At 62.7% G+C, this 12,672-nt stretch carries 11 protein-coding genes and 1 pseudogene; 9 read left to right on the forward strand and 3 right to left on the reverse strand.

Going from position 1 to position 12,672, the window contains the following annotated elements; all coding sequences use genetic code 11:
- Nucleotides 1-37 precede the first annotated feature (37 nt).
- The 5 genes and pseudogenes from trxB to KUL25_RS10265 form a co-directional block, all read left to right on the forward strand.
- Nucleotides 38-1,027 carry a thioredoxin-disulfide reductase gene (gene trxB / locus KUL25_RS10245; protein WP_257892852.1) on the forward strand — a complete coding sequence of 330 codons (990 nt, stop codon included), beginning with the start codon at nt 38-40 and terminating at the stop codon, nt 1,025-1,027.
- 179 nt (nt 1,028-1,206) lie between these two features.
- Nucleotides 1,207-1,902, forward strand: coding sequence for a hypothetical protein (locus KUL25_RS10250; protein ID WP_257892853.1), 696 nt, complete (start codon nt 1,207-1,209; stop codon nt 1,900-1,902).
- Nucleotides 1,903-2,051: 149 nt separating this feature from the next.
- Nucleotides 2,052-4,127 (forward strand): bifunctional sulfate adenylyltransferase/adenylylsulfate kinase, encoded by a 2,076-nt coding sequence (locus tag KUL25_RS10255; protein ID WP_257892854.1) that lies wholly within the window; start codon nt 2,052-2,054, stop codon nt 4,125-4,127.
- A 422-nt stretch (nt 4,128-4,549) separates the two neighbouring features.
- Nucleotides 4,550-4,786, forward strand: coding sequence for a type II toxin-antitoxin system prevent-host-death family antitoxin (locus KUL25_RS10260; protein WP_257892855.1), 237 nt, complete (start codon nt 4,550-4,552; stop codon nt 4,784-4,786).
- 38 nt (nt 4,787-4,824) lie between these two features.
- A pseudogene (locus KUL25_RS10265) lies at nt 4,825-5,181 on the forward strand (type II toxin-antitoxin system death-on-curing family toxin); the annotation flags it as partial.
- 24 nt (nt 5,182-5,205) lie between these two features.
- On the opposite strand, the gene KUL25_RS10270 reads toward KUL25_RS10265, so the two are convergent.
- Nucleotides 5,206-6,696, reverse strand: coding sequence for an MORN repeat-containing protein (locus tag KUL25_RS10270; RefSeq protein ID WP_427854417.1), 1,491 nt, complete (start codon nt 6,694-6,696; stop codon nt 5,206-5,208).
- Nucleotides 6,697-6,855: 159 nt separating this feature from the next.
- Here KUL25_RS10270 and KUL25_RS10275 point away from each other — a divergent pair, with 159 nt between their 5' ends.
- The 4 genes from KUL25_RS10275 to KUL25_RS10290 all read left to right on the forward strand — a co-directional run bounded on the left by KUL25_RS10275 (nt 6,856) and on the right by KUL25_RS10290 (nt 11,908).
- Nucleotides 6,856-8,514, forward strand: coding sequence for an NAD+ synthase (locus KUL25_RS10275; protein WP_257892856.1), 1,659 nt, complete (start codon nt 6,856-6,858; stop codon nt 8,512-8,514).
- 3 nt (nt 8,515-8,517) lie between these two features.
- A complete protein-coding gene (locus KUL25_RS10280) occupies nt 8,518-8,898 on the forward strand; it encodes a Rap1a/Tai family immunity protein (RefSeq protein WP_257892857.1) in 381 nt (126 codons plus the stop codon).
- A 183-nt stretch (nt 8,899-9,081) separates the two neighbouring features.
- On the forward strand, nt 9,082-9,789 hold the full coding sequence (locus KUL25_RS10285; RefSeq protein WP_257892858.1) for a leucine-rich repeat domain-containing protein: 708 nt from the start codon (nt 9,082-9,084) through the stop codon (nt 9,787-9,789).
- 106 nt (nt 9,790-9,895) lie between these two features.
- On the forward strand, nt 9,896-11,908 hold the full coding sequence (locus KUL25_RS10290) for a cation:proton antiporter domain-containing protein (RefSeq protein ID WP_257892859.1): 2,013 nt from the start codon (nt 9,896-9,898) through the stop codon (nt 11,906-11,908).
- Nucleotides 11,909-11,911: 3 nt separating this feature from the next.
- Here KUL25_RS10290 and KUL25_RS10295 read toward each other — a convergent pair whose 3' ends face one another.
- Nucleotides 11,912-12,145 carry a DUF1150 family protein gene (locus tag KUL25_RS10295; protein WP_257892860.1) on the reverse strand — a complete coding sequence of 78 codons (234 nt, stop codon included), beginning with the start codon at nt 12,143-12,145 and terminating at the stop codon, nt 11,912-11,914.
- The gene (locus KUL25_RS10300; protein ID WP_257892861.1) at nt 12,142-12,657 is read right to left on the reverse strand and encodes an Hsp20 family protein; all 516 of its coding nucleotides are present in this window, start codon (nt 12,655-12,657) and stop codon (nt 12,142-12,144) included. The genes KUL25_RS10295 and KUL25_RS10300 overlap by 4 nt, the downstream gene beginning before the upstream one ends.
- Nucleotides 12,658-12,672: the final 15 nt, after the last annotated feature.

A 12,672-nucleotide genomic window follows, 5' to 3' on the forward strand; every position in this document is an offset into this window, starting at 1 on the left:
CGGCTGGATCCTTCCCCTGCTGCCCCGAGGCCTGCACATGTCCAACGCCCGCCACACCCGTCTTCTGATCATCGGCTCCGGCCCCGCTGGCTACACGGCGGGCATCTATGCCAGCCGCGCCATGCTGGAGCCCATCCTGGTGCAGGGCATTCAGCCCGGCGGCCAGCTGACGATCACCACGGATGTGGAAAACTGGCCCGGCGACAATTCGGTGATGGGCCCGGACCTGATGGTGCGGATGGAGGCCCACGCCAAGGAAATGGGCACCGAGATCATCGGCGACCACATCATGTCATTGGATCTGTCCAAACGCCCGTTCACGGCGCAAGGCGACAGCGGCACGACCTACACGGCGGACGCGGTGGTTCTGGCAACGGGCGCACAGGCCAAGTGGTTGGGCCTGCCGTCCGAGGAACATTTCAAGGGTTTTGGCGTCAGCGCCTGCGCCACCTGCGACGGTTTCTTTTACCGCGGCATGGAGATCGTCGTGATCGGCGGCGGCAACACGGCCGTGGAAGAGGCGCTGTTCCTGACCAACTTCGCCAGCAAGGTCACGCTGATCCATCGCCGCGACAGCCTGCGCGCCGAGAAGATCATGCAGGACCGCCTGTTCAAGAACCCCAAGGTCGAGGTACTGTGGAATCACTCGGTGGAAGAGGTCATCGGCACCGATGAGCCGCGCGGCGTCGAGGGTGTGCGCGCCAAGCATGTGGAAACCGGAGAGATCACGGAAATCCCGTGCAAGGGCTTCTTTGTCGCCATCGGCCATGCCCCCGCGACGGAATTGGTCAAGGACCAATTGGAAATGCACAACGGCGGCTACGTGAAGGTACAGCCGGGCACGACGAAGACGTCGATCCCCGGCGTCTTTGCGGCGGGCGATCTGACGGATCACGTCTATCGTCAGGCGGTGACAAGCGCGGGCATGGGCTGCATGGCCGCGTTGGATGCCGAGAAATACCTGGCCGAAATGGAAGGCGAGGAAACGGTTGAAGCGGGCGCCTACGCCGCGCCCGTGGCCGAATAGAGCGCCCCACCCTCGCGGAGCTTTAGCGTCTTGAGTGGCTTGTGCAGGCGGACGCGCCGACCGCCTGCACAACAGAATTAATCCCCGATAATTTCAAATTAATTGGGCACTTTAGGCGCATTCCCGCCTCATTGCTTCGTCATCAAGGGTCATGTGTATCCAGTAAGTCGAGCAAACAAATGAACATCAAAGCGTATTTTGCGTCCGAGAACGGCGCCATATCAGTGGATTGGGTCGTCATGACCAGTGGCCTTGTGGGCCTTGGGTTGGCAACGGCCGGCGTCGTTTCAGGCGGTGTCGAAGGGGCCTCCAACAACATCTCCAACGCGCTGATCGGGCAAGACGTTTCAACCGCCTTCCAGTCCGCGTTCGTGGCCGCGACCGCCGCGTTGACGGCGACTTCCGTGTGGGATGATCCTAATGTGACGTCGCGGGAATTCGCGAATGTCGAGCAACTGTCGTTTTCCTCGGAGATCGATTTCCAGACGACCGACGAAGGGATCATTTTCGAATCCGGGGGAACCGGGCGCGGGTTCATCCTCTATCAACATGATGGGATGCTCTATTTGCAGGCCGGTGACGGCAGTGGCACGGGGCCGGCGTCCAACCGGGGCGAAGCGTCGTGGCAGGTCACAGAGGGCACTTATACGATCGAAGGATCGATGGACGCCGATAACGGGTTGGCGCTTTATGTGAACGGCACCCTTGTGGATCAATCCTCTTTCTCCAACCGGGACCTTTCCGGCGGCAACCACGGGTCCGTGGGCGGCGGCACAAGTAGCGTCGCGCGCAACAGGGGCAACTTCAGCGCCACAAGCGAAGGCCATCCGGGCGTCACCGAAGTGGCGTTCTATGAGGACCAGACGATTCAGTGAACGACGGATGCCGATGACCTGAGCCCGGCGGGCTTCCGCGCGATTTGAGCGCTTTCGGCAACAGTTTGTTCAAACTTGAACGAACCCCTTCCCATGCCCTGCCCTCCGTGACATACGTTCATCCGTGAACGCAATCCGGACCGTGCCAAATGCCTGCCCCTACCCCCGCCCCCCTGCCGGAAGATGATCTTCTCTTCCGCCTGCTGCGCCAGATCGATGTCGCGCCGGAAGGCTCGCAACGGGTGACAGCGCAGGCGATTGACGTCAGCCTTGGGCGGCTCAACGCGCTGTTGCGCGCGGTGTGCGATGCGGGACTGGTGCAGATTACCGCCAAGAACGGCCCCGACCGCCGCCAAAAGGTCAGCTATGCCCTGACGCCGCGCGGCGCGGCCCACAAATCAAAGCTGGCGGATCAGTTCCTTGCCCGCAAGTTCGATGAATATAACGCGCTCCACGCTGAATTGACCGGCAAGGCGCTTTCCCCCACAGCACTGAAAAACAGGACCACGACAATGGCAGCCCCCCTCCACGCTCCGATCCCGGAACTCTTCGTCTCTTACGACAGCGCCCAGAAACTGAAGGTCGAGGCGGGCGAACTGCCGTCCTGGGACCTGACCGCGCGACAGGTCTGCGACCTGGAACTGCTGATGAACGGCGGCTTCAACCCGCTGAAAGGCTTCATGGGTGAGGCGGATTACAACGGCGTGGTGGAGAACATGCGCCTGGAGGACGGCTCGCTTTGGCCGATGCCGATCACGTTGGACGTGTCGGAGGCATTTGCAGGCGGCGTTGAGCCCGGCCAGGACATCGCGCTGCGCGACGCGGAAGGCGTGATCCTGGCGATCCTGTCGATCAGCGACAAATGGCAGCCCAACAAGGGCGTTGAGGCTTTGAGGGTCTACGGTGCCGATGACATCGCGCATCCGGCGGTGAACTACCTGCATAACGTCGCGGGGCCGATCTACCTGGGCGGCGCGATCACCGGCATCCAGCAGCCAGTGCACTACGATTTCCGCGCCCGCCGCGACACCCCGAATGAGCTGCGCGCCTATTTCCGCAAGCTTGGCTGGCGCAAGATCGTGGCGTTCCAGACCCGCAATCCCCTGCACCGCGCGCACCAGGAGTTGACCTTCCGCGCCGCGAAGGAGGCACAGGCCAACCTGCTGATCCACCCCGTCGTGGGCCTGACCAAGCCCGGCGATGTGGATCACTTCACCCGCGTGCGCTGTTACGAGGCGGTGCTGGACCAATACCCGGCGGCCACGACCACGATGAGCCTGCTCAATTTGGCGATGCGGATGGCCGGCCCGCGCGAGGCCGTGTGGCACGGGTTGATCCGAAAGAACCATGGCTGCACCCACTTCATCGTCGGCCGCGACCATGCGGGGCCGGGCAAGAACTCGGCCGGGGAAGATTTCTACGGCCCCTACGATGCGCAGGACCTGTTCCGCGAGCATCAGGAGGAAATTGGCATCGAAATGGTCGACTTCAAACACATGGTCTATGTGCAGGAGCGCGCCCAGTATGAGCCCGCCGATGAGATCATGGACAAGGACGACGTGACGATCCTCAATATCTCGGGCACCGAATTGCGTCGCCGCCTGCGCGAAGGGCTTGAGATCCCCGAATGGTTCAGCTTCCCGCAGGTTGTGAAGGAGCTTCGGCGGACGTCGCCGCCGCGCTCCAACCAGGGTTTCACGGTGTTCTTCACCGGGCTGTCCGGCTCGGGTAAATCAACGATCGCCAACGCGATCATGGTGAAACTGATGGAGCAAGGCGGGCGTCCGGTGACGCTGCTGGACGGCGATGTGGTGCGCAAGAACCTGTCATCGGAGTTGGGGTTCAGCAAGGAGCACCGGGATCTGAACATCCGGCGGATTGGCTATGTGGCCTCGGAAATCACCAAGAACGGCGGCATCGCGATCTGCGCGCCGATTGCGCCCTATACGGCGACGCGGCGGGCGGTTCGCGAAGAAATCGAGCAGTTCGGCGCGTTCATCGAGGTGCATGTAGCGACCTCTCTGGAGGAGTGTGAGCGGAGGGACCGGAAGGGGCTCTACAAGCTGGCGCGGGAAGGGAAGATCAAGGAATTCACCGGGATCTCCGACCCCTATGAAGCGCCGACAGACGCCGAGCAGGTGGTGGATACCGAGGGGATGGACGTGGACTATTGCGCGCAGCAAGTGCTGTTGAAGCTGGAGAGCATGGGGTTGATCAAGGCTTGAGTTTGGGTGGGGTGCTCAAGCTTGAGCACCCCACCCATGCCTTTGAAAACGCTTTATTTTCGTATTTTCGTTAAGGTTTTAGTAGCCTTTGTGCGGGGTGTCGGGTGCTGTTTCCCTCGGCGCGGTTGTCCGTGACAGCGCGGCCCGCGTGGTGGGTCCGTTCAATGTCGTGGCACTTCACGCCTACGGCTTTCCTGGCGGACCGATTGTGGTTCTTGCAGCGATTTCGGGGGGCGCGCGCGGCGACGTATACGCTCCGCGTCCTAACGAGGCGGCGCATACGGATATTTTTAAGAATGACGACCAAACAGACCGAGCGGGGGGCAAAGTCGAAGCGTCACACGCCTCCCGCACAGAGCGTGCATCTTGTCTGGACAAAATGGACATTTTAGCCATATACTGATGGTTGAAAGGGGACGCCAATGACTCGCGTTTCAGCCACAGAATTCAAGAACAACATCGGCGCGTTCAGTGATGCGGCGATGGATCAGCCGGTAATCATCACCAGCCACCAACGGGATCGCTTGGTGTTGATGTCAGCGGAAGAATATCGCCGCCTGACCGGCACGGCGGAAGGTGCGAGAGGTGACGACAAGGCGCGGTTGCGCCGTATCGCGGACCGGCACGGCAGCACGCTGACGGAACTTTCCAAACGATGACAGCGCCGAGATAGCTTTTTCGTGCAGAAGTTGAGGAACTTCAGGCCATCGCAATCGACAAGGACGGGGGGTTATCCGGCGGGCTGACCAGACCAGAACTCCTCGATTCCGCCCTTGCCAGGCCGAAGAACGACTACGCCTATTCGGGCGAGCGGGATATGTTCAACCTTGCATCGGCCCATGCGGAAGGGATCGCCCGGAACCATGCCTTTGCCGATGCCAACAAGCGCACTGCGTTTTTGGCGGCGGCGCTGTTTTTGTTCGACAACGGCTTTGATCTTCAACCGGCCAAGGGCAGTGAACATGCGGACATGATGGTTTCTCTTACGAGCAAGGACATCACGCGAGAGGATGCGGCCAAGCATCTGCGCGATCATTCCCGCAGCATGGCCTAGACCATAGGCTGAAGGATTGAGCTCTCACTCATCCGTATCCGTCGGGTCATCCGCGCCCGGCTCGACCTCGGTCACGTCGGGCGTTTCGGCTGGGGCGGGGCCGTCGCCGGAGGCGGGCAGGCCGTTTTCCCACGCGCCTTCCAGCACTTCGCCCGTCGCGTAGGTCATGGTGCCTGCGCCCTGGCGGCGGCCGTTGACGAAGGTGCCGACGTAGACGTCTCCGTTGGAGTAGGTGGCGGTGCCTTGGCCGTTGATCTCTCCGTCATCCCAGGCGCCGGTGTAGGTGAAGCCGTCAGGCATGGTGAGGGTGCCTTGGCCCTCGCGCTGGCCCGCGACGAAGGTGCCTTCATAGATGGTGCCATCGGCGTAGGTCGCGCGGCCCTGTCCGTGGCGCAGGCCGTCTTCCCACTGGCCTTGGTATTGGTAGCCGTCCGGGTGGCTCATCGTGCCTTGGCCGTGTTGGCGCGCGTTGAGGAACTGGCCATCGTAGACGAGGCCATTGGCATAGGTCGCCACGCCCGCGCCCTGGATCACGCCATCGACCCAGGCACCCACATAGGACGCGCTGTCGGGGTAAGTGATGGTGCCCGTGCCATGGGCAAGGTCGTTGCGGAAGGTGCCGGTGTAGACGGAGCCATCGGGGTAGGTGACGGTCCCCTCCCCCTCGATCCGGCCCTCGACCCATTGGCCCACGTAGATGTAGCCATCGATCCCGGTGAAGGTGCCTTGCCCGTGACGGCGGTCGCCTGCGAAAGCGCCCTCATAGACATCGCCGTTTTCATAGGTCACGCGGCCCGCGCCCTGGCGTTGACCGTTGACCAGCGCCCCCACGTAAACATCGCCGTTGGGCTGGGTCAGCGTGCCCTGGCCGTTGATCTGGCCCTCGGCCCATTGGCCATCATAAATCACGCCATCGGCCATCACCAACCGCCCGGTGCCGGACCGGACGCCGCCTGCGAATTGGCCCGTGTACGTGGCACCATCGGGGTAGGTGATGGTGCCGGTGCCCTGCTTGACGCCGTCGACCCATTCCCCCTCGTAGCGGTAACCATTGGGCCCCGTCATCAGGCCGGTGCCATGGTGCAGCGCGTTGCGGAAGGAGCCGGTATAGGTGACGCCGTTGGAATAGACGGCAGTGCCAGAGCCTTCGATCCGCCCCTCGACCCAGGCCCCTTCATAGGTGGAGCCATCGGCGAAGGTGATCATGCCGGTGCCTTGCGGGCGGCCTGCGACGAAGGCGCCTACATAGATTGATTGGTCGGGGAAGACGGCGCGGCCCTGGCCGCGGATCTCGCCATCCACCCACTCGCCCGTGTACTCGTACCCGTTGGGCAGGCGGTAGGTGCCGGTGCCATGCTGGACGCCGTTGCGGAACTCGCCCTCATAAATTCCGCCGTTGTCGTATTGCTGGATGTCGGTCGTCGTCTCGCCGGCGTCCTGCGCAAAGGCACTGCCTGCGATCATGATCGCCGCCGCCCCGGAAATCATGCTAAGTCTCAAAAACCGTGACGTCATTGCTCGCCCCCCTCAACCGGAGATGTTGTTCATTTCATCCGCAAAGCTAGGTGACGAAGGGCCTTCGCGCAACGTCTTTAACCTTTGGAATGGGCGGCTTGGCGCTTGGACGCGCGCGTCAAACTGATAAGAAGGCGCCGTAAACGCCCAGGAGGCACCATGGCCGACACCTTTCGCCTGACTTTGGCACAACTCAACCCGACCCTTGGGGACCTGGCGGGGAACGCCAAACTTGTGCGCCGCGCCTTCGCCGAGGCAAAGCGCGAGGGCAGCGATTTCCTGGCCTTCCCGGAGATGTTCATCACCGGCTACCAGCTGTTGGACCTGGTAATGAAGCAGGCCTTCGCCGAGGATGTGCAACGGGTCATCGCAGGGCTGGCCGAAGAGCTGGCCGATGGCCCGGCGTTCGGCATCGGCGGGCCGATGTGGGGCGGCGACAAGCCTTACAACGCTTATTACATCTGCGAGGGCGGGCGTGTCGTGGCGACGATCCTCAAGCACCACCTGCCCAATTATTCCGTCTTCGACGAGGTCCGCTATTATCACAGCGCCGCGCCGCAGGGGCCGGTGAACATCAAGGGCGTGCGCATCGGTTTCCCGATCTGCGAGGACGCCTGGTACGAGGATGTCTGCGAGACGCTGGAGGAATCCGGGGCCGAGATCCTGATCACGCCCAACGGATCGCCTTATCATCGCGGCAAGATGGAGCTGCGGCAGTCGGTTGTCGTGTCCCGCGTGGTCGAGACGGGCTTGCCGATGGCCTATCTGAACCTTCTGGGCGGGCAGGATGACCAGGTTTTCGACGGCGGGTCCTTCGTGCTGAACCGGGGCGGTGCCCTGGCGGTGCAGATGCCGCAGTTCGAGGAGGTCCTGGAAGAGGTCGATTTCGTGCGCGGCCCCGAAGGATGGGTGGCGCAGGACGGCGTGAAGGCCCGTCTGCCCGGCGAATACGAGGCCGATTACCGCGTCATGGTCATGGCGCTGGCGGATTACCTGCGCAAGACCGGCTTCAAATCGGTGGTTCTGGGGCTGTCGGGCGGGATCGACAGTGCCATCGTGGCCTGTATCGCCGCCGATGCGATTGGGCCGGAGAACGTCCATTGCGTGATGCTGCCGTCGCAATTCACCTCGGAGGAGTCTCTGGAGGATGCGCGCGACGTGGTCGAACGCCTGGGCGTACGGCTTGATACGATCCCGATCACACCTGCGCGAGAAGCGGTGACAGCTTCGCTGGCCCCGTTGTTCGAAGGGCTGGCGGAGGACGTTACGGAAGAAAACATCCAGTCCCGCCTGCGCGGTGTGATGCTGATGGCGCTGAGCAACAAGTTCGGCTCCATGCTGCTGACAACCGGCAATAAATCCGAGGTCGCGGTGGGCTATGCCACGATCTACGGCGACATGGCGGGGGGCTACAACCCGATCAAGGACCTTTACAAGACCCGCGTGTTCGAGACCTGCCGCTGGCGCAACCGCGAACACCGCGACTGGATGCTGGCCCCCGCAGGCGAAGTCATCCCGCCGCGCGTCATCGACAAGCCCCCCACCGCCGAGTTGCGAGAGGGCCAGAAAGACGAAGACAGCCTGCCGCCCTACGCGGATCTCGACGTGATGCTGGAAATGCTGATCGACAAGGATCTGAGCGTCGCCGAAGTGGTGGCCGCAGGCTATGATCCCGCGTGGGTCCACAAGATCGAGCGGTTGATTTACCTGAGCGAATACAAGCGCTTCCAGGCCGCGCCGGGCGCGCGCCTGACACAAAAGGCGTTCTGGCTGGACCGCCGCTATCCGGTGGCGAACAAGTGGCGGGATGGGGGCTAAGCGATGCCGATGAGGGTAAAATTGCCGCTTTGGGTGGCTGTCATGTGGACCTGCACGCTCTCTCCGGCGGCAGCAGAAACGACCGTTGAGGAGATTATGCCAGCCTGCGAAGCCGCGCTTGATGAGAGCTATCTGGTGCGACGGCCCGCTGGATTTTGCATCGGGTTTATCACCGGCGTATGGCAGATGATGGCGGTGAATTGCTTGAATCCCGAGCCGCGTGCAGCCTTACCCGTAGAGTTGCAGGCAGGCGACATCCCGTCATGGCGTGCGAGCGTTCAAGCGTTTCTGAATTGGGCTGAGGATCACCCCGAGCAATGGGACGAGACTTTCTTCATGGGAACGTTGCTCGCGCTGTCATCTACGTTTCCCTGCGAAGAATAGGGACGTCCGCAATAGATGCGCCCTCACTGGTTGAGGCATTTGGCCTGATCAGTGCTGCGTTCGAATAATCAAGGTCGCGCCAAGTCTGAACTGCGCTTAGCGGCAAGGATTCCCGCCATGGGCCGAAGGCGCGGTTTCGGCTAGGATGACAGCGCCCCGCCCCCTGCCAAAGGCCCCTTGCCCATGTTCCGTTTTGCCTTTCCCGCCCTGACCGTTTTGACGCTGATTGCCTGTCAGCCCGCCGCCCATGACAACACGCCCTACGGCCAAGAGCGTGTGGACGAATGCATTGCCACCGCTTGCGCCACGCTTAACGTCGACGGCCTTGGCTTGCGCGATTATGGTCAGGTCAATGCCCTGTCTCACGTCACCTCGTTGATGGTGAGTTACACTGATTTCGATAGTCTGTCGGATATCGCCGACATGGCGCAGCTGCGCGAATTGCATCTGAGCAACAGCCAGGTCACGGACCTGTCGGGTCTGGCCGCCTTCCCGAACCTGGCCCTTGTCCATATGCAGGGCGTGAGCGCCGAGGCGCTGGCCACGGCGCGTTTTCCCGCAGGCGTGCGGGAGTTGGCCCTTGGCGGCCCCGGAGCAACGGATTTGTCCATCGTGCACCGAGTGCCGGGTTTGCGGCGCCTGCACGTCGACACCTTCACCACCTCTGTCAGCCTCGCCGCGCTGGAGGGGCATGGGAACCTGAGCACGGTTCATCTGGGTGATATCCGAGGGCTGGACCTGTCCCCCTTGCTGGCCCTGCCTGCGTTGCGAGCCGTCTCGCTGGAGTTCGAGCCCGGCGGCCCCGATCCCGTCCAGACATCGGTGATTGCGCAGTTGCGCGCCCGCGGCGTCACGGTGTCCACCGAAGAGGTCGTTGTGCCTGTTTGTTAGAACCCTCTGCCAAAGCGGTCCGCCAAGACCGCCCGCCAAGCGCCCGCCCCCTTGCCTTCCCGACCCCGAGCGCGTTCCCTGATGCCGTGATACAGGGGCGCGCCGCATGACCGATTTCCTTCTCTTATCCTTCATCTTCCTGATCGCGGGCGTAATCTCTGTGCCGATCGCAAGCCGTCTGGGCCTGGGGTCGGTACTTGGCTACCTGATTGCGGGCATCGTGATCAGCCCGATCCTGGGATGGCTGGGGGTCGACGTGATTTCGATCCAGCATTTCGCGGAATTCGGCGTGGTGATGATGCTGTTCCTGGTGGGGTTGGAACTGCAACCCAAGGCGCTGTGGGACATGCGGGGGAAGTTGATCGGGCTTGGAGGGGGGCAGGTTGTGCTGACCGCCCTTGCGGTCATGGGGGTGACGATTGCGCTGGGGCAGACATGGCAGATCAGCCTGGCGATCGGGTTGGTCTTTGCGTTGTCCTCTACCGCGATCGTTCTGCAAACGCTTGGAGAGAAGGGGCTTCTAAAGTCCGACGGCGGGCAGGGCAGCTTCTCGGTCCTGTTGACGCAGGATATTGCCGTGATCCCGATGCTGGCGCTTCTGCCGCTTCTGGCGATGCCCGAGCTGGCCGATATGGGGGCCGATCTTGCGCACAGCGGCGAGGACGCCGCCCATGGCGGCGACAGCCACGGGGAGCCGATGAGCCTTGTGGCGGGCCTGAACGGGTGGCAAACCGCGCTGGTCACATTGGGCGCGGTGGGCTTCGTGGTTGTCGGCGGCTCGCTTCTGACCGGGCCGCTTTTCCGCTTCATCGCAAGCGCCAACCTGCGCGAGTTGTTCACCGCCACGGCCCTGATGATGGTGATCGGCATCGCGCTTCTGATGTCGCTTGTCGGCCTGTCGCCTGCCCTTGGCACCTTTCTGGCGGGCGTGGTGCTGGCGAATTCCGCCTATCGGCACGAGTTGGAGTCAGACATCGACCCGTTTCGGGGTCTGCTGCTTGGCCTGTTCTTCATGACCGTGGGGGCGGGCGTGAATTTCACCCTTCTGGGCGAAAACCTGGGTGCCGTCCTTGTCCTGACCCTGGGCCTCATGGCCCTGAAGGCGGTGATCCTGATCGCGCTGGCCTATGTGTTTCGGATCAAGGGGGCCGACAAATGGTTGATGGCCCTCAGCCTTGCCCAGGCCGGTGAGTTCGGCTTCGTGCTTTTGTCTTTCACGGTCGCCAACAACGTCCTGCCGCCCGCGCTGTCGGATCTGCTTTTGCTGGTGGTCGCCCTGTCGATGCTGCTGACGCCTGCGCTTTTCATCCTGTACGACCGCGTGATCGCGCCCCGTTACGCTGCCTCCGAGGCGCCCGAGGCCGACACGATGCCTGAGGACGCCAAGATCATCATCGCGGGCGCCGGACGCGTCGGCGGTCTTGTGGACCGCGTGCTGCGCGCGGCGGGGCACGAGACGACGGTTATCGACTATAGCTCTCGCAAGTTGGAGGTGATGGCGAAGTTCGGCGCCAAGATCTACTTCGGCGACGCCACCCGCCCCGACCTTCTGGCCGCCGCCGGCTTGGGCAACGCAAAGGTGCTGATCGTCGCCATCGACGACCGCGACGGGATCACGCAGATCGTCGAATACGCCCATAAGACCTACCCCGATCTGCACATCATCGCGCGGGCCTGTGACCGGGATCACGTCTATGATCTGTGGTTCCACGGCTGCCGCGATATCATCCGCGAGACCTACGACAGCACGCTGCGCATGGGCCGTTCCGCATTTCAGGCCCTGGGCGTGGAAGCGGAGGCGGCGCAGGCCATGGTCGATGCGTTCAACGCCCACGACCGCAAGGCCATGATCGAGGTCGCGTCGGTGCACAAGGTCGGCGTCGCGCCCCATGAAAACCCGGACTACGTCGCCAAGGTTGCAGAGATGCGGGACGACATGCAGACCGCATTGCGCGCCGACATGGACGCGATCCGCGACGGTCGCCCCAGCGGTGCGCAAGTGGCCGGTCGTACCAGCGGTGCGCAAGTGGCCGGTCGCAAAAAGGGGGCGGACATGGCCGACCGTACCGAGGGGGTGGAGATGGAAAGCGACGCCCGACCAAAGCCGGACGTCCGCTAAACGTCAGTGCACGCTGTGGGGCTGCATGTCGTTCTGGCGCGCGACCACAAAGGCCAGTTCCCGGTCGCGCACAAGGGCCAGATGCTGCCCGTCTTCGCCGCCAATCGCATAGAGGGACGTCAGGCCATGGGCCTGCTCCTGCACCTCTTCGGGCAGGTCATCGACGGCGATCTTGCGGATGTACACGATCCGGCGCTCCGGCGATTGCTCGGGCGTATGGGATTTGAAATCAGTCATTTGCTCTCACCTCCGGTTTGAATTGTTTCTGCATCTGCAGAGGCAGCCTGGATCTTTTCCGCATCTGCGGGGGCGGTCTGGATTTTCCCCGATTTCGCCGGGCTGCTTTGGATCTTGATGGTCTGCACCACACTGTCGGGCACGACGCGGGTCAAATCGACGTGGAGAAGGCCGTTCTCCAATTCGGCACCGGCGACATCGACGCCATCGGCCAGCACGAACGAGCGCTGGAATTGCCGCGTCGCGATCCCTCGATGCAGGAACACGCGGTCCGTGGCCGTGTCGCCCTGCTTGCCCCGGATCACCAACTGGCGATCCTCGACGGTGATCGACAGATCATCCTCGGCAAAACCGGCAACGGCCAGCGTGATGCGGTAGGCATTGTCGCCCCGCTGTTCGATATTGTAGGGCGGATAGCCCTCGTTCCCGGATTTGGCGGTGCGCTCCACCAGCCGCTCCAACTGGTCGAACCCCAACAGATAGGGGTGGGAGGCAAGGGTCAGTTTCGTCATCTAAGGCACATCCTT

Origin of the sequence: Gymnodinialimonas phycosphaerae (genome assembly GCF_019195455.1) — a bacterium.
Lineage (GTDB): Bacteria > Pseudomonadota > Alphaproteobacteria > Rhodobacterales > Rhodobacteraceae > Gymnodinialimonas > Gymnodinialimonas phycosphaerae.